This is a genomic window from Pseudomonas sp. B21-017, assembly GCF_024749245.1.
In the GTDB taxonomy this organism is placed as follows: Bacteria; Pseudomonadota; Gammaproteobacteria; order Pseudomonadales; family Pseudomonadaceae; genus Aquipseudomonas.
This window is the reverse complement of record NZ_CP087194.1, coordinates 4,130,188-4,147,873: the sequence shown is the minus strand read 5'-3', so window position 1 is coordinate 4,147,873 and position 17,686 is coordinate 4,130,188. Positions and strand designations below refer to the sequence as shown.

The window sequence follows — 17,686 nt, the reverse complement described above, 5'->3', positions numbered from 1 at the left end:
CGCGGTCCTTTCAACGATTTTGCTCGGGGTTCCACTGCGCGTACCGCTGTCCACGCAGGAACTGCCACAGACCGATACTCATCCCGGCAAGGGTCACCAGAAAGAAGCCGGCGAGGCGAAAGGGTTTGGGCAAACGGTGTTGCACATCCAGCAGGCCGGCGATGGCCACCGCATAACCGAGCAGTTGCGCGACCAGGCTCAGGCGAAAGAAGCCATGGACGTTCCACAGCCAGAAGTTGCTCAGCAACAACGGCAGCAACAGGATCGGTGCCAGGCGTCGAATCAGTTTGTGGCTGATCAGCGCAATCGCATACAAGCCATGGCGCCATGGGTTCAACAGTTCCCGGCGCTGGGCCAGGCTCTGCAAACCACCGACGGTGACGCGCAGACGACGGCGCCATTGTTTGTCGATCTCATCGACGCCCTGGTCGATCACCCGGGCTGTGGGCACATAGACAATGCGTTTGTGCGCCACCGGCGCGCAGGTACTGATAAAGAAATCATCGTTGACCTCCGACGGCACGTTCTGGAACAACTCGCGACGCAGGGCGAGCAGGGCGCCGTCGGCGGAGACCATGCAGCCGGTACGATTTTCCACCATGCGCAGCCAACCTTCGTAGTGCCGATAAAGGCTGTCGCCCAGGCTCAGGCCCTGGCCCGCCACCGGGATCAACATGTGCCCGGCGCAGGCCCCGACCTGTGGATCGGCCAGGGGCGCGAGCAATTGGCCGAGGGTGTCTGTCGACCATTGGTTGTCGGCATCGGTGAACACCAGAATCTCGCCCGTGCTCAGGGCAACGGCGGCATTCAAGGTGGCTGCCTTGCCCTGACGGGGCAGGTCGAGCACGCTGATGCGCGGGTCGATGACCTTGCGGGCGCAGGCCACGGTGTCGTCGGTGGAGCCGTCGCTGGCCAGAATGATCTGTAGCGAGCGCGCCTGATAATCCTGGGCGAGCAGGATGCGCAACTTTTCTTCGATGTACTGGGCCTCGTTGTGCGCGGCGATGACGATGCTCACGTTCATCGGCTGTGCCGGCCCATGACGCCGCGCGGGAAATAACGGCGCGAGCAGCGTCAGCAGCAGCGGGTAGCCGAACCAGGCGTACACCGGCAATAACAGGCACCACCAGAAAATGAATTCAGCCACGGGCGGGTCTCCTGGCATTCCAGCGACAAAGGCTCAGGATGAGCGCGGCACCCGCCAGGTGCAGACGCACCCAATGCAGGCCCCAGAGTTGCAGCATCAGGCGCAGGTCGCGGTGTATCAGGCTCTGGCGCAGACTTTGGGCGAGCGCTGGCAGGCTGGTGACGAACAGCATGAATAGCGCCAGTAGGGGGAAACCGTTGAGCAGGGCGGATAGCGCCATGAAATCCAACACCCAGGCGATGATCGACAGCATCGGGAAACGCAGTAAACGCAGATTCATGCCGTGGCTGCGCAGTAGTTGCAGGTGACTGCCCTGACGCCAGAACTCCTTGCCCATCCATTCGCGCCAACTGCTCTCGTAACCCCAATGCAGGGCAACGCTCTGGTTGACGGCCAGCAGGCGTGCGCCAGAGTGGGAAAGGCGCATGGTGAAATCTTTGTCTTCGCCGGTGCGCAGGTTTTCGTTGAAGCCGCCGACCTTGTCGAACCATGGACGACGCATCAACAGGTTGGAACTGGGCAGCCATCGCACTGCTTTCATGGTTTCATCGTTCGGGCGCAACGTGCGGCGTTGCCAGGCATTGGCATACCACGGGGCTTCGGCCGGGGTGTGCAGGTCCAGTCCCAGGACGTCGACTTGAACCGCGTGTTGGATGCTCAACAACAGCGTGAGCCAGTCCTCGGGCATCTCGATATCGGCATCGATGAAGCCCAGCCATTCGCCTGTCGCCATCGCCGCCCCGCGATTGCGCAGGGCGCCGATCAGCAGCCCGGGCAGCACCAGCACCTGCGCCCCGAGCTGGCGAGCGATGTGCGGGCCCTGATCGTTGGAGCCGTTATCGACCACAATCAGCTCGCATTCCATCCCGGCAGCCTGCGCGGCTTTTTTCGCGGCAAGCAAGGTGCGGCCGATGTGTCTGGCCTCGTTGTACATCGGGATGGCAATGCTGATGCGGTTCATGCCCTGGCCTCCGTCGGCGGACGTTCTTCAGCCTTGAGGCGCAACACCCAGGTCAGGGCGAGCATGATCCACAGGTACTTGTGATTCGGTGCGCTGAGGAACATCAAAAACAGTGTCAACGACAGATAACTGATGCCCAGGTGGGTGATCAGGTCGGCCTGTTCCCAATCCCGTCGCAGCATCCAGGCTCGACGGGCGCGGACCAGGTTGTACATCCCAAGGCCGAGCATGCCGACGAACAACAACCCGGCGGGAATCCCCAGTTCACTGAAGATTTCCATGTACGTGTTGTGAGCACGGCGGTACAAGTCGCCGGGTTTGCGGTTGGCGGAAAACACCTTGGCGTAACCGGAGGTGGCGTAGTGCAGCGGGAAGGTGCCGGGGCCGGAGCCGAGTAACGGGTGTTCACGAATGATCTGGCTGCCGACCACAAGGTATGACGTGCGGCGGCCGAGGGATTCGTCCTGGCTTTTGGCGCCTTCTTTCAAGACGCTCAAGGACTGGATGCGCTTGAGGTAACCGGCCGGCATCGAATAAATCCCCACCGGGATCACGAGCGCAAGGCCGAGCATGGCAAAACCCAAGTGGCGCGGCCGGATGCGTGGCAACTGCGCGCGGTAGTGCCAGGCGCCGATCATCAAGCTCAGGAGCAGGACCACCAGCCCGGAACGGGAATCGGTTTTGGTCATGCCGCCCAGCAGCAAAATGCAGCAGCCGCCCCAGAACAATCGATGCAACAGGTTCGGGCCGCGGATTACCAGTAGCAGGGCCAACGGCACGGCGAAGGCGATCAGCAGGGCAAACGAGTTCGCGTCTTCCAGCAGGCCGGCGGCGCGACCCTGGTCCTGATACTTGGTGGAGAACATGGCCAGCGCGCTGGTCGCGCTGACGCTGAGGGTCACCAGCCGGGCGAACAGATCGAGGTTCAACTCGCGGCCGATCAGCAAGGTGATTACAAACAGCACCAGGCCGACGCTCATGTCCCGCAGATGACTCTGGGACATGTCCATGTTGTCGGTATTGATCATGCTCAACAGGTACAACACCACGAAGCCGATCAGGAAGCGCCAGATGTTGCTGCGCAGGCGCTCGGACGGAATCTGGTGAATGGCCAGTTGCAACATCAGGACCAGTGCCAGTGACGCACCGATGAATTTGGTGCCTGACAGCGCGTTGCCCTTGAAGAAACCTTCGAATGGCACCAGCGCCGCGATGCCCAATAACCCCCAGGCGGGTTTTCGGTAGAGCACACCGACAGCGACCATGCCGAGCACCGCGCCGGGCGCCAGATAGGGGTAAGGGCTGGCCAGCAAACCGAGGCAGACCAGGGCGAGCAGACTGACGATCGAGAGCGGAAAGATCACGCGCGTGCCTCCCGTGCAGTACGGATATAAAGCTGCGACCAGCGTTCGGCCAAGGCCTTCAGGTCGTAACGGTCCTGTTGCGTACGTCTTGCGTTGTCGATCAGTTCGCGAGCCAGTACCGGCTCACTCAGCAGCGTGTCGAGCTGCCGGGCAAGGGCGACGCTGTCGGTGGGGGGCGCCAGCAGACCGTTGTGCCGATCCTCCAGCACATCGGGAATTCCGCCGACGCTGAACGCCACCACCGGCACTCCGGCCTGCATTGCTTCGAGCAAAATCATCGGCGTGCCCTCGGTGCGCGAGCTGATCACCAGCGCATCGAGTTGCGGCCACCAGCGGTTCATGTCGGTCTGGTAACCCGGCAGGGTGATGCGGTTGTGCAAGCCGGCGGCGGCAATTCGCGCCAGCAGGGTTTCCCGTTCCGGGCCATCGCCGAGCATCACCGCGTCCAGTTGCGGATGTCGCTGACACAGCGCAATCAGCGCATCGAGAAACAGGTCCGGGCCTTTTTCATGGGTCAGCCGACCGACGTAGCCCGCCAGCCAGCGTGGGTGTCTGGCGTTGTGGGGCAGCAAGCCGTTGGCGGTTGGCAGACCATTGGGAATCACTTGCAGCTTCTCCTTCCGAACACTGGCCTTGCGGTGCAGCGCTGCGATGCTTTCGGCCACGCACACCACCCGATTCACCGACGCGGTGCGGCACAGTTGCAGGCTCAGCCAGCCGTAGAAGCGTTGCTTGCGACTGCGCGGGGTGAAACCGTGCTGGGTAATCACCAATGGCAAGTCAAACAATGTCGCGCCGACCCAGCCAAACACCAGGCCTTTGAAATTGTGCGTATTGATCAGCGGATGTTCAGCCCGCCGATAACGTAAATGACCCAGCAATTGCCCCAGTCCCGCGAAAGCGCGGCAATCGACCCCGGCCTCGCGGAACCGGTCGATCAGCGCCGGCGGCGCATCCAGAAACAGCACCTGGTGGTGCCCTGGCGTCGCCAGGCAATGGTCCAGCAACATCCGCTCAGCGCCATAAAAGCCGCCGCTGCTGATCAAATGCATGATCGGCAGCGCGCTGGCGTTGAGCGGCCCGTTCAATGGCGCACCCAATACATGAAGCTAGGCACGGTCCAGTTCTTGTGCGGGTTGTTCGGCAGGACGTCCTGATCGTTGATCACCAACAGCACCGGCAAGCCCAGTTCATGGGTGATTTGCGCTGGATGTTTGAAGCTGTGATCGAAGAACTCACGCACGTAGACGAAGGCAATCGCCAGCAGCAGACCGGTCAGCATGCCGAACGGAATGATCAGCAGCGGTTTGGGAAACGCCACCTCGGTCGGTTCGAACGGCGGGCTGAGCACCCGGGCGTTGGACAAATCGCTGTCCAGCGCGCGGGCGGTGCTGCTTTCGGCAAAGCGCTGGGCGTAGGTGGAGAACGCCGCGTGCAAGGCATTGATCTCGGTATCCATCTGCTGCAACTTGCTCTGCGCCACTTGCAACTGGTGGATACGGTTCTTGAACTCGGCGATGCGCGCGGTTTTCTGGTTGATCACCGAGGTGACAATCGCCAGGTCGCTGGTGCGTTCCTGAATCCGGTTGCTGACGATTTTCAGGAACTGCTGACGGGTGCGGGTAATTTGCTCACGGGCCAGCAGCATCGGTTCGCTGCCCGGCTGGAACACCGCCAGGTCATTCATGTAGCGACTGACTTGAGTCGTCAGTTGCTCACCGATCTGTCGGATCTCCCGGTCTTCGAAGGCAATGTTGTCCACCGTGGTGGTGAAGGTGAAGGGGAAGGTGTAGTCGTTGAGCCGAGAGGTATTGTTGGCCGCCGCCAGCGCGGTTTTCAGGTAGTCGAGCCAGCGCTGGCTTTGCAGCAAGCGATCCTGATACTGGTTCAGGTTCTCTTCCTCGGTGTTGATGGCGTTGAGGCGGAAGGTGATTTCTTCCTTCGGATCGGACGCACCGATCTTTTCGAGCAGCGCCAGTCGAGTGCCTTCCAGGCCATCGAGCCGCACCTGATACTGCTTCTTCTTGGTTTCGTAGAAGCTCTGTGGCAGATCGATCGATTGCAGTTCCTGACGGCTGGCCAGGTAGTTTTGCAACATCGTTGCGACAAACCGGGTGCCTTGGGCCGGATCGCTTGAGCTGTAGATAATGGAGATCACGTTGGAGCCGGGCAGGGTGTCGATCTTCAGGTTATCGATGGCCTCCTGGGTGAAGGTATCCAGGGAGGTGTCCCGCACCGGATCGATTGCAAGCCCGAGCGCGCCGCGCACCGGGTTGATCACGTATTCACGCAAGGGGTTGGTCACGAAACGCTGGATCGGTACGGTCACCAGTTTGTTGAAGGCCCCGGGGTTGGGCGTGTATTCGCCTTTGGCCTGAAGGTCACTGATGGTCTGACGGATCAGGGCCGGCGAGCGCAGGATATTGCTCTCGGTTTCCATATCCGCCAGTGATGGCGGAATGAAAGAGGCGTCGCCTTGGGTCAGGGATGTGGTGGCGTCGCCCTGAGAGAGTTTTTTGGACTGCACGAGCACCTGCGCGGTGATATCGAAGCTCTGTTTGAGCACCAGTGGCAGGAGCAGGGCGATCACTGCAAAGATCAGGAAGATTCGCTTCACCAACCGCTTGTTGGCGAAGAAGATCCTGAAGAACTCATGCAGGTAGTTTTCCTTTGGGTTCATGATGGGTCACCTGTGAGTTAGTTACTGCCGTTGCTGCCTTTGTTGTCGACGCGGTAGGCGAAACTGAAGCCCACCCCCTGAAACAGCACCACGTCCGCCAGTTGCCGTGCGAGCTCACCGGCGCTGGCCAGTTTGGTCTTGGGCACGTAGAGCATGTCGTCCGGTTGCAGGTAAGCAATCTGCGACGCGTCACCGGACAAGGCTTTCTCCACGTCGTAGTGCACAGCCTGCACCTGGTTGCCGTTACGGCGCATGATCACCACCGAATCGAGCCGGGCCTTGATGCTGGTGCCACGGGCCAGGGTCAACGCTTCGAGCACCGAGACCGGGCGGCGAATCGGGTAGGAGCCCGGCTGCCCGACTTCACCCAGCACATAGATTTCGTTGCCCGACGTGGATTTGAGCATGACGTCGACTGTCATCCGTCCCGGCAATTGCGCGTAGCGTTGATTGAGGAACGTTTCGAGCTGGTTGACGGTCATGCCTTGCAGCGGCACGGAGCCGATTTCCGGAAAACTCGCATAGCCGTCGTTGCCCACGGTGATCTCCCGGCTCATGCCGGTAGCGGGGTGGTTCAGGGCGCTCTTGAGGTTTTGCTCGTTGCTCAGCGGGCTGGTGACCAGCACGGTCAACTGGTTGCGATTGGGCTGGAACAGGGCTTTGCGGTTATAGGCGCGCTGGATTTCCTCCCGGGCCTGGACCGAGGTCATCCCGGCGATTTTCACCGAGGTGTTGGCCCCCGGCAGTTCGATGGTGCCATCGGGCAGCACCAGTTGCGTGCCGTTGAGCTGACTGGCCGCGGTGAAGTTCAGGGCGACCTGGTCACCGGGCTGAATGCGGTAAGCCTCCGAGCCACTGGTGCTGACGTGGAAGATCACGTCCAGCACGTCCTTGGGCCGCAAGGTCTGTTCGACCTTGGGCATATCGGTGGCCTGGGCGTTGGCCGGCTCGGCCGTGAGGATCTGCACCGGCATGTTCTGGGTTTCACTGGTGCTGGAGCAACCTGCAAGCGGTAGCAACAGCAGGACAAGCACTTTGGCATTCATGACTTCATCCTTCAGGTGGGTGCTTACAGGTTTTTGTAGAGCCATTTGGGCATGTAGTACTTGCGCCGGTTGAAGACGCTGCCCACCAGTTTCGCGCCGGCCTGGGTCAGGCGCTGGGCCGCGGCCTGGGCCACTTCCCAGCGGGTGTCTTCCGCGCGCACCACCATGATCACGCCGTCCACCAAAGTGCTGATGACCAAGGTGTCGACGGCCTCATACACCGCATCGCCGTCGATCACCACGAAGCGATACCGATCGCCCAGTTGCTCGAGCAACGGGCTCAGTTGTTCGCGGGTCAGGTGCTCGGTGCCGCGGATGTGCCGCCCGTTCGGCAGGATGTGGAAGGGCAGGCTGGAGACGGTCACCAGGCAGTCCTGCAGCAGCGGCGGGGAGTCGTTGAACAGCAGATCGCGAAAGCCGCGCTCTTTGCTCAACCCCAGCTGATGCGTGAGGTTGCTCGCCGACTGGCTGGCGTCCACCAGCAGCACTTGGCCGCTGCTCATTGACGCCAATTGGGTGGCCAGCGCCAGGGCACTGGTGGTGGTGCCCGTGCCTGCGTTGGCAGCGGTCAGAAAAAGGATCCGCAGATCCAGGTCGAGCACGGTCGAGGTCAGGTTGGACTCGCTCGGGCTGGCGATGGTCAGGCTGTTATTCGATGAACCGTCCATTTAACTCGCTCCGTGGCCGTTGAACACGATGAAGGGGGTTTTCAACAGAATCTTCAGATCAAGCAACAGGCTCTGCTCGGCGATGTACGTGAGGTCCAACTCAACGCGCTGGTCGAAGTCGATATTGCTGCGCCCGGAGATTTGCCACAGACCGGTCATGCCGGGGTAGATGCTCAGGCGTGCAAGGTGGCTGTCCTTGTAACGACGGGCATTGAATGAGGTCGGTCGCGGACCTACCAGGCGCATGTCGCCGCTCACCACATTGATCAGGTTGGGTAATTCATCGAGGCTGCTGCGCCGCAGGAAGCTGCCGATGGGCGTAATCCGCGGGTCGTTGTCGATCTTGAAGTCGATGGCGTCGGCGCCGTGCTTGTTCAGATGCCGCAGGGACTCCTTGAGCTCCTCGGCGTTGGCCACCATGGTGCGGAACTTGTACATGCCGAACATGCGGCCGCGGTAGCCGGTGCGTTGTTGCACGAACATCACCGGCCCCGGGCTGCTGAACTTGATCGCCAGTGCCAGCCCCAGCAGTACCGGGGAAATCAACAGCAAGATCACCAGTGCACCGAGGCAGGCGAGCACCCGATTGGTGCGCGACAGGGTCCAGGGCCGACCGCCGTTGCGGCCGGTCACCCAGCCGTGACCCTGCACGTGGATCGCCTTGTCGAGGCGCATCCGGTGCTCGGGATCCAGGCGATTATCATGCTGCATGTGATCGAGCAACATGCCTTTTTCATGTCCAGTCATAGAGTCCTCCGCTAAAGCCCGGCCATGAATGGCGAGTGGGCGCTACGCAGTGGGTAGTAGTCACGGAACCAGGCGATGAATCGTCCGAGTCCTTCATCCAGCTCTATCCGTGGCTGGAAACCGGTGGCCAGTGCCAGATCGCTGGCATCGGCGCAGGTGTTGAGCACGTCGCCCGGTTGCAGGGGCAGCAACTCGACGAGGGCCTTTTGCCCCAGGTGCTTTTCCAGCAGTGCCAGGTAGTCCTTGAGTGCTACCGGCTGCTGTCCGCCAATGTTGTAAATGCGCCATGGCGCCATGCTGCTGGCCGGGTCCGGTTGCTCGCGGCTCCAGTCCGGTGCCGGCTGCGGCGCGCGCTCGACCAGGCGGGCGATGCTCTCGATGATGTCGTCGATGTAGGTGAAATCCCGCTGGTGCTGGCCGTAGTTGAACAGCTTCAACGGCTGCCCTTCGGCAATCGCCCGGGCGAACTGGATCGGCGACATGTCGGGCCGGCCCCAGGGGCCGTACACGGTGAAAAAACGCAAACCGGTGCAGGGAATGCCGAACAGATGGCTGTAGCTGTGGGCCATCGACTCGTTGGCTTTTTTGGTCGCGGCGTACAGCGACAACGGATGGTCGACGTTGTCTTTGACTGAATATGGCGTGTGCTGGTTGGCGCCGTACACCGAACTGGACGAGGCATAGATCAAGTGCCTGACCGGGTGGTGACGGCAGCTTTCGAGAATGTTGAGGAACCCGCTCAGATTGCTGTCGAGGTAGGCCCGAGGATTTTCCAGGGAGTAACGCACCCCGGCCTGCGCCGCGAGGTGAATCACCACTTGCGGTTGTTCACACTCAAACAGTGCGTCGAGGGCCTCGGCATCGGCCAGGTCGACTTTCGCGAGGGGGAAATCGCCGACCTGCTCGCGTACCCAATCCACGCGGTCATGTTTGAGTTGCGGGTCGTAGTAGTCATTGAAGTTGTCCAGCCCGCACACCTGATGCCCGTCGCTCAAAAGCCGCAACACACAATGGGCACCAATGAAGCCGGCGGCTCCAGTGACGAGTATCTTCATGATCGTGGCGCCTCTGGAGCTGCCAATGCCGCAGCTTGGATGAGGCCGACGCAACACGTACCCAATACGTTCACGTCCATATTGGCGTGCCTCGTAAGACGGTGGATGTAACTGAAATGAGACTGTCAAAAGGGGTATAGCCCAGCCTTGGGAAAGCGTGTCAGCAAAATGACGGGTAGCGCGGGCTGGAAACCCTGATTTCATGGGCTATTTGGTATCAAGTGCTTGCCGTTGCTGGATTTGTCGCGGTTTTGAGGGGTTTCAAGAAAACGATAAACGGTCGAAAGGCTTGTATTACAAGGGTTACAGGCGTTTTGACGCGTCAGATTTGAGTTAATGTTTTTTTGACGCTTTTGGCAAAAAACCGGCATTTCTTGCGCTTTCATGGCTCGGTGCTAGTGTCAGAAAATGGCTGATAATCATTGGTTTCCATTTGCCAATGGCAGCCATGGAGGTACTGCATCCACCATGATCCGATACTTCAAGGAACTGTTGCTGGTTCTGTATTTACTCAAAAGCTACGACTATTACCTCGATCGTCTCGAGGCATTGGGCATCGGTTTGCCGATGTTGCTGTATGGCGGGATGTTCGTTGTGCTGACGATCGCGCTGTTCATGACCGCCTATATTCGTCAGACACTGGTCCGTCATTTGTTTGCGTTGGCGCTGTTTGGCTCGGCGATTTTCTTTGACGTGTATACGCACGTGACCGCCAGTTACCTGACCTACAGCAGCTTTGTGTCGCTGGTGTATTCCGGTGGGTTCATTCAGGAAGCGGCTTACCAGTACCGCGATGCGATCATCAGTGCGACGGTCAGTGGCTTGTTGCTGCTGTTGGGTATCGGGCTCAAGCCGCGTCGACGGTTGCCGTTGCCGGGGGCGTTGTTGGCGGCGGCACCGGTGCTCGGCGTGCTGCTGCTCAGTGTCGTGTTGTTCGTGCGGGCCGGCGAGGGCGCCCGTGGCTTGCCGATCATGTACACGCCGTTGGCCTATCTGAATCTGTTTACCTATGAAGCGTTGCACAACACCGTCGGCCCGCGCGAGCCGGTGAGCTTGGCGCGCATCGATCGGCCGGTGGGTTACGACATCGTACTGATCATCGACGAGAGCATTTCCGGTAACTATCTGGACATCAACACGCCATTCGGTGTGCACAGCAACCTCAAGGAAGCACACCCGGGCGTGGACATCTTCAATTACGGCTACGCCGCGTCCATCGCCAATTGCAGCGCCGACACCAACGTCACGTTGCGCTATGGCGGCACCCGTGGCGATTACATGCGGATCAACACCACACTGCCGTCGATCTGGCAGTACGCGAAAAAAGCCGGGCTGCGCACGGTTTACATCGATGCCCAGCGCACGGGCGGCAACTTGCAGAACCTGATGAGCAATGCCGAGAAACAGGACATCGACGAGTTCGTGCAATTCGACCAGACCAGCGTGCGTGAGCGAGACATGGCTGCGGCGGCCAAGCTGATCGATCTGCTCAACGACGGCATACCGGAGCTGGTGGTGATCAACAAGGTCGGCGCGCATTTCCCGGTACACGACAAATACCCGGACGCGTTTATGGCGTATCGCCCGACCTTGCCTCGGGGGCAGTTTGTCGAGGTGGCGGACACGGGCACGCGCGAGGGTTTCAATGGGCAGCCGAATGATTGGGTGTTGTACCGCAATGCCTACAAAAACACGGTGCTGTGGAATGTCGGCGAGTTCTTCTCACGGGTTTTCGCCCAGGCGGATATGCGTAATGCGCTGATGATCTACACCTCGGACCACGGGCAGGATCTGCATGAGCGCGGTAACCCGGGGCTCAACACCCACTGTGGCAGTGACCCGGTGGAGGAAGAGGGGTTGGTGCCGTTGGTGGTGATCTCGGGCAGCGATTTGAAGACGATGGACTGGCAGGCGCAGTTGCCGGCCAACAAGGACCGCTCCAGTCACTACAACATCTTCCCGACGTTGTTGCAGTTGATGGGCTATGACCTGGCAGGGATCGAGGCGGTGTATGGCAAACCGTTGAGCGTGTCGACGGCGGATGACTTCACTTTCAACTATCGCTTCAATGCGCGGCTCGGCGCTGTGCCTGCGTGGAAGTACATCGATCTGAAGAGCATTGTGACGCCGGGGCCGGTGGTGCCGAGTGTGGCGGTGGGGCAGTGAGATTTTGATGAAATGGCCCGGCCTTATCGCGAGCAGGCTCGCGATAAACGATAACGCGGTCTTGCTGCCGTCCGCTATCCTAGGCCCACTGCCTTCAACGAGCCTCCTCTCATGCTTTCGGTCCAGGGCGTCTTCAAAAGCTACGCCACCCCCCAAGGCCCATTGCCGGTATTACAAGGCGTCGACCTCACGTTGAAACCCGGCAGCAGCCTGGCGTTGATGGGCGAGTCGGGCAGTGGCAAAAGTACCTTGCTGCACCTGATCGCCGGCCTGGACAAGGTCGATCGCGGCAGCATTCGCAGTGGCGAGCATCGGCTGGAACAGATGAACGAAGGCCAATTGGCCCACTGGCGGCGCACCGAAATCGGCCTGGTGTTTCAGCAGTTCAACCTGATCGGCAGTTTGCGGGTCGAGGACAATCTGGCGTTTCAGGCGCGTCTGGCCGGGCGCCACGATCCGCGCTGGCAAGCGCATCTGGTGCAGCGTCTTGGGTTGGTGGATCTGTTGCAGCGCTATCCGGAACAACTGTCTGGCGGGCAACAGCAACGAGTTGCGCTTGGCAGGGCGTTGGCCTCGCAACCGAAACTGCTGCTGGCCGACGAACCCACCGGCAGCCTCGATGAAGCCACCAGCGATGAGGTGTTGAAGTTGCTGCTGGAGTTGCTCGACGACAGCCCGACGACGTTGTTGATGGTCACCCACAGCCCCAGGGTCGCCGCGCGGCTGGCGGAAAAAGTGGTGCTGCACAATGGCCGTCTGGCTGGCGCGGACGAGCGCTGAAGTGCGGGTTTTTCGCGAGACATTGCGGGCGCTGCTCAGCCATTGGCGGCAACATCCGGTGCAATTTTTCAGTGTGCTGACCGGGCTCTGGCTCGCCACCAGCCTGCTGACCGGCGTGCAAGCGCTGAACAGTCAGGCACGGGAAAGCTACGCGCGGGCCAGTCAGTTGATCGGTGGCGAACCTCAAGCCAGCCTCAGCGCGCCCGGCGGCGGGGTGTTCCCTCAGCAATTGTTTATCGACCTGCGTCGCGCAGGTTGGCCGGTATCGCCCGTGTTGCGAGGCCGGGTGACGCTCAAGGGCCATGAAGACCAGCGCTTGCAGTTGATGGGCATTGAACCGGTGTCGCTGCCGGCCGGTTCCGCAGTGGCCGGCCGGTCGTTGCCGATCGAGCAGGTCGTCGAGTTCTTCACGGTGCCGGGCAGCACCTGGATTTCGCCGCAGACCTTGCAGGCGTTGGGCTTGCACGAAGGTGAAACACCGACGGCCGAGAGCGGCATCGCCTTGCCGCCACTGCGTGCCCAACCCGACATGGCCCCCGGTGTGTTGCTGGTGGACATCGGCTTCGCCCAGCAGATTCTGCAATTGCCCGATCAACTGTCACGTCTGTTGCTGCCCAAGGATTTCACCGCGACCCTGCCTGATCAGTTCAAGGGACAACTCCAGCTCATCAGCAGCGGCGAAGAAAACAATCTTGCACGCCTGACCGAGAGCTTCCATCTGAACCTCGATGCCTTGGGCTTTCTGTCGTTCGTGGTTGGCCTGTTCATCGTCCACGCGGCGATCGGTCTGGCGCTGGAGCAACGTCGAGGCTTGCTCAGAACCCTGCGCGCCTGTGGCGTCAGTGCGCGAATGTTGATTGCCGGCCTCGCCGTCGAGCTGGGTGGTCTGGCGTTGATCGGTGGTGTCGCTGGCGTGGTCAGCGGCTACCTGCTGGCCGGCGTGCTGTTGCCGGACGTCGCCGCCAGTTTGCGCGGCTTGTACGGCGCCGAAGTGCCGGGACAGTTGAGCCTCAGCCCGCTGTGGTGGTTCAGCGGCATCGGTCTGAGCCTGCTCGGCGCGTTGCTGGCCGGTGCCAACAGTTTGCTGCGAGCGGCGCGTTTGCCGTTACTGGCGCTGGCCGATCCGCAAGCCTGGCATCAGGCCCACGCGCGCTGGTTGCGGCGCCAGGGTTGGGTCGCGGCGATGGCTGCGCTGATCGCGGTGTTGGCGTTGATGTTCGGCGACAGCCTGAGCAGTGGTTTCGTGCTGATGGCCGCGTTGTTGATCGGCGCCGCACTGGCCTTGCCGGTGGTGTTGAACAGTGTGCTCAACCGGGTGCTGCGGCGCAGTCGCTCGGTGCTCGGCCAATGGTTTGTCGCCGATTGCCGTCAGCAGTTGCCGGCCCTGAGCCTGGCCTTGATGGCGCTGTTATTGGCGCTGGCGGCGAACATCGGTGCCGGCAGCATGACCGCCGGTTTCCGCCAGACCTTCAACAACTGGCTCGAACAACGCCTGACCGCCGAGTTGTATGTCAATCCGCAAAATCCGGCCCAGGCCCGAGAGCTTTACACATGGCTCAAACAACAACCCCAAGTCAGCGCGGTGCTACCCAACTGGCAAGTGTCGATTCAGTTACAGGGCTGGCCGGCGGATGTCTTCGGCGTAATCGATCACCCGACCTATCGCCAGCACTGGCCGTTGCTGGAAGCCTTGGGCGACGACCCTTGGGAACGACTGGCCAAGGACGACGCGCTGATGCTCAGCGAACAACTGGCCCGGCGGTTGAAGGTGCGCCTGGGTGATCACGTGATCATTGCCACGCCCAACGGTCCATGGTCGCCACGGATCGTCGGGATCTACGCCGACTACGGCAATCCCAAGGGCCATCTGCTGGTCAACATCAATCACCTGCTGCGCGGCTGGCCGCAGCTGACACCCAGCCGTTTCAACCTGCGCATCGAGCCCGCGTCGATTCCCGCGTTCCTGGCCGCGCTGCAAGCGCGCTTCGCCCTGGACGACAGCCGCATCGTCGATCAGGCCCGGCTCAAGGGTTGGTCCACACAAGTGTTCGAGCACACCTTCGCCGCCACCGCCGCCCTCAACAGCCTGACCCTTTGCGTCGCGGGCGTGGCGCTGTTCATCAGCCTGCTGACCCAGAGCCAGAGCCGCCTCGGACAACTCGCGCCGCTGTGGGCGCTGGGCGTGACGCGGCGACAGTTGATGCTGCTCAACCTCGGGCAGACCTGGTTGCTCGCGGTGCTGACGTTGGTACTGGCATTGCCGTTGGGCATCGCATTGGCGTGGTGCCTGGATACGGTGATCAACGTGCAGGCCTTCGGCTGGCGCTTGCCGCTTCGGGTGTTTCCACTGCAACTGTTGCAGTTGATGGGCCTGGCCTTGCTCGCCACGTTGCTCGCGTCGGCGTGGCCGTTGTACTCGCTGTATCGCACGCAACCGGCGGATCTGCTGAGGACGTTTGCTCATGAAGATTAAAATCTGCGTGTTGCTGCTGGCGTTGCTGAGCGGCTGCGACAACACGCCTGCGCCGGAAAAAGGCTTCGCCGGCCTCGGCCATCAGGCCACCGCATTTACCCCGGTGGTGCCCGGGCGAGAATTCAGTTTCCCGGCGGACCACGGCGCCCACGATGGCTTTCGCATTGAATGGTGGTACGTCACCGCCAACCTCAAGGACGATCAGGGGCGCGAGTTCGGCGCGCAATGGACGCTGTTTCGCAGCGCCTTGAAAGCGACGCCCGAGCAACCTGGCTGGGCCAATCAGACTATCTGGCTGGGCCACGCGGCCGTGACATCCGCCACCGCACACCATGCCGCCGAACGCTATGCCCGAGGCGGTGTCGGCCAGGCCGGAGTGATCCTTAAGCCGTTCAATGCATGGATCGATGACTGGCGTTTCAGCAGTCAGGCCACCGACGAAAACCCGCTGGCAGACCTGCAACTCAGCGCCCGCGACAAGGCGTTCAGCTACCAGCTTCGACTGACGTCAAGCCGGCCATTGGTACTTCAGGGAGACAAAGGCTTCAGCCAGAAATCCGAACAAGGCCAGGCTTCGTACTACTACAGCCAGCCTTTTTTCCAGGCCAGCGGCACCCTCGAAATCGACGGCAAAACCTACACGGTCAACGGCCCGGCCTGGCTCGACCGAGAGTGGAGCAGCCAACCGCTGACCGCCAACCAGACCGGTTGGGACTGGTTCTCCCTGCACCTGGACAGCGGTGAGCAAGTGATGCTCTACCGCATGCGGCAAAAGGACGGCGCGCCATACCTCACCGGCACCTGGATCGACGCTCAGGGGCAGACGCAGTTGCTGCACGCCGACGACATTCGCCTCACACCACAAGACACCGCCAAGGTTGCCGGGCGTTCGATGCCTGTGCGCTGGTCGATCAACATCCCGGGCAAGCACCTCGAAATTACCCTCGACGCCCTTAATCCCAAGGCCTGGATGGACTTGCGCATTCCTTATTGGGAAGGGCCGGTGCGGCTGAGCGGCAGTCATGGCGGGCAGGGGTATCTGGAGATGACCGGGTATTGAATTGGAGTTCTCGGCGCGACACTATTCGGTGAAATTGAAAGATCTGAAAGCAGGGCAGAGCGTTGTGCTGACCTGTAACGATGTGCTGAAAGTGACCAGCCGGCACCCAAGCTGATCATTACTTGTACGTATTGATTGTTCTTGTGCAGATAGCTGTATAAGAACAATCAATTTTAATGGTCGAACTGGTGATTTTAAGAAGTTTGTAGACGTTGTGTAAGCGGGGCCTTACGAAATATTACGTGCATAAATTTCATGTTTGTATACGAGGACATATCTGCCAAATTCTATTAAAATCCTTCCCGTTCGCCCGGTGTCAGGGCTCTTTACCGGTGCATGGATTGCCAAGGCCATTACACTGGGCGAACACCTTCTTTGGGAGGTGCTGTTTAAAAGTTTCGGATATAAAAATGGGCGACCTTGGGGTCGCCCATTTTTATTGGAAGATCTAAAGCTGCTTCCGCAAGCGCTGTCCGACCACATCCATCAAATCGCAACCGTCCTGCAACGGGATGGCCAACCCGCGTAAAGTGCCGCGAGTCGATGCATAGTGGGGCGCCTGGACGGTTACGGTGATGCATTGAAACGATCAATATTGATACTCTCCAATACACAAACCTCTTCAGGATCAACGAACAGGGAGTAGAGAATGGCTGGAGCCACAGCTGGGCTCGAGGGTAGGAGTCCTTAATGATCAAAGGGGAGTCAATCGTTATGGCGAGATCAAAGCAAAACAAGAGCTGTTTTAAACGGGTATCCATCGGCGTACTGGCCGCTTTGCTGTCGGTCGGCGTCGCTAAAAGTTTCGCAGAGGATAAGGAAGTCAAAGGAATGCAGAGTATTCAGTTTCGAAAGGTCATTGACCTCAGCCATGTCATTAGCACGACGATTCCACTGTGGCCTAACGACCCTCCAGTGACATTCGACGTGGTGGCTTCACAGGAAAAAGACGGTTATTACCTGCGGCGTTTCAGCATCGGCGAGCACAGCGCTACCCATATGAACGCGCCCAATAGTTTTCACCCCAATGCCATCGGGATTGATGCCTATAAACCAGAGTCCCTGGTGCGCCCGGCCGTTGTGATTGATATACGAACCCAGGCTCGGGATAACCCGGATTATGTGATTGGCGTCCAGGACATCGAAAAATGGGAACAGGCTAATGGGCGCATCGCCCAAGGCTCTGTTGTGCTGTTTTATACGGGATGGCAAGCCTTGTGGAACGATCCCAAGCGCTTTATCAATGAAGACGCGAAAGGCCCACACTTTCCCGGTGTGGGCGCTGCTACGACCCAGTTTCTGCTTGAAGAACGCCAAATCGCCGGTGTCGGTATCGATACACATGGCGCTGATCCAGGTCAGGATACGGTTTATGCCACCAACAGCCAGATTCTGGCCAAAGATGGCATTGTCCTGGAGTGCCTGACTAATCTCGATCAGCTACCTGCGAAAGGCACGACACTGGTCATTGGCGTGCTTCGACTCAAAGAGGGGTCGGGTTCTCCTGTTTCCGTAATGGCGTTTGTACCCTGAGCCCAT

14 protein-coding genes are annotated in these 17,686 nt (G+C 60.2%); 5 read left to right on the top strand and 9 right to left on the bottom strand.

Annotated features, from left to right (window positions below; translation table 11 throughout):
- Positions 1-10 precede the first annotated feature (10 nt).
- From LOY28_RS18720 to LOY28_RS18680, 9 genes are read right to left on the bottom strand one after another with little or no spacing between them, the layout of a single operon-like run.
- Complete coding sequence (locus LOY28_RS18720) at positions 11-1,147, bottom strand: glycosyltransferase (RefSeq protein ID WP_018925571.1); 1,137 nt, start codon at positions 1,145-1,147, stop codon at positions 11-13.
- The gene (locus LOY28_RS18715) at positions 1,140-2,108 is read right to left on the bottom strand and encodes a glycosyltransferase family 2 protein (RefSeq protein WP_018925572.1); all 969 of its coding nucleotides are present in this window, start codon (positions 2,106-2,108) and stop codon (positions 1,140-1,142) included. The genes LOY28_RS18720 and LOY28_RS18715 overlap by 8 nt, the downstream gene beginning before the upstream one ends.
- A complete protein-coding gene (locus LOY28_RS18710) occupies positions 2,105-3,472 on the bottom strand; it encodes an O-antigen ligase (RefSeq protein ID WP_258612352.1) in 1,368 nt (455 codons plus the stop codon). The genes LOY28_RS18715 and LOY28_RS18710 overlap by 4 nt, the downstream gene beginning before the upstream one ends.
- Positions 3,469-4,524, bottom strand: coding sequence for a glycosyltransferase family 4 protein (locus tag LOY28_RS18705; protein ID WP_086945149.1), 1,056 nt, complete (start codon positions 4,522-4,524; stop codon positions 3,469-3,471). The genes LOY28_RS18710 and LOY28_RS18705 overlap by 4 nt, the downstream gene beginning before the upstream one ends.
- Before the next feature lie 32 nt (positions 4,525-4,556).
- Complete coding sequence (locus LOY28_RS18700; RefSeq protein WP_064618735.1) at positions 4,557-6,152, bottom strand: Wzz/FepE/Etk N-terminal domain-containing protein; 1,596 nt, start codon at positions 6,150-6,152, stop codon at positions 4,557-4,559.
- 17 nt (positions 6,153-6,169) lie between these two features.
- Positions 6,170-7,198 carry a polysaccharide biosynthesis/export family protein gene (locus LOY28_RS18695; protein ID WP_258612351.1) on the bottom strand — a complete coding sequence of 343 codons (1,029 nt, stop codon included), beginning with the start codon at positions 7,196-7,198 and terminating at the stop codon, positions 6,170-6,172.
- A gap of 23 nt (positions 7,199-7,221) precedes the next feature.
- Entirely contained in the window at positions 7,222-7,866 is a 645-nt protein-coding gene (locus tag LOY28_RS18690) for a CpsD/CapB family tyrosine-protein kinase (RefSeq protein WP_064618731.1), read from the bottom strand.
- Positions 7,867-8,613 (bottom strand): sugar transferase, encoded by a 747-nt coding sequence (locus LOY28_RS18685; RefSeq protein ID WP_018925578.1) that lies wholly within the window; start codon positions 8,611-8,613, stop codon positions 7,867-7,869.
- 11 nt (positions 8,614-8,624) lie between these two features.
- Positions 8,625-9,668 (bottom strand): NAD-dependent epimerase, encoded by a 1,044-nt coding sequence (locus LOY28_RS18680; RefSeq protein ID WP_018925579.1) that lies wholly within the window; start codon positions 9,666-9,668, stop codon positions 8,625-8,627.
- Between the two features lie 468 nt (positions 9,669-10,136).
- On the opposite strand from LOY28_RS18680, the gene LOY28_RS18675 reads away from it, so the two are divergent.
- The 5 genes from LOY28_RS18675 to LOY28_RS18655 all read left to right on the top strand — a co-directional run bounded on the left by LOY28_RS18675 (position 10,137) and on the right by LOY28_RS18655 (position 17,680).
- Complete coding sequence (locus LOY28_RS18675; protein WP_018925580.1) at positions 10,137-11,834, top strand: sulfatase-like hydrolase/transferase; 1,698 nt, start codon at positions 10,137-10,139, stop codon at positions 11,832-11,834.
- Positions 11,835-11,945: 111 nt separating this feature from the next.
- Positions 11,946-12,614, top strand: a complete 669-nt coding sequence (locus LOY28_RS18670; protein ID WP_018925581.1) for an ABC transporter ATP-binding protein — start codon at positions 11,946-11,948, stop codon at positions 12,612-12,614.
- A gap of 1 nt (position 12,615) precedes the next feature.
- Positions 12,616-15,087, top strand: a complete 2,472-nt coding sequence (locus tag LOY28_RS18665; protein WP_258614486.1) for an ABC transporter permease — start codon at positions 12,616-12,618, stop codon at positions 15,085-15,087.
- On the top strand, positions 15,077-16,147 hold the full coding sequence (locus LOY28_RS18660) for a lipocalin-like domain-containing protein (protein WP_258612350.1): 1,071 nt from the start codon (positions 15,077-15,079) through the stop codon (positions 16,145-16,147). Before LOY28_RS18665 ends, LOY28_RS18660 begins: the two co-directional genes overlap by 11 nt.
- A gap of 690 nt (positions 16,148-16,837) precedes the next feature.
- The gene (locus LOY28_RS18655; RefSeq protein ID WP_258612349.1) at positions 16,838-17,680 is read left to right on the top strand and encodes a cyclase family protein; all 843 of its coding nucleotides are present in this window, start codon (positions 16,838-16,840) and stop codon (positions 17,678-17,680) included.
- The last annotated feature ends 6 nt before the right edge of the window (positions 17,681-17,686 follow it).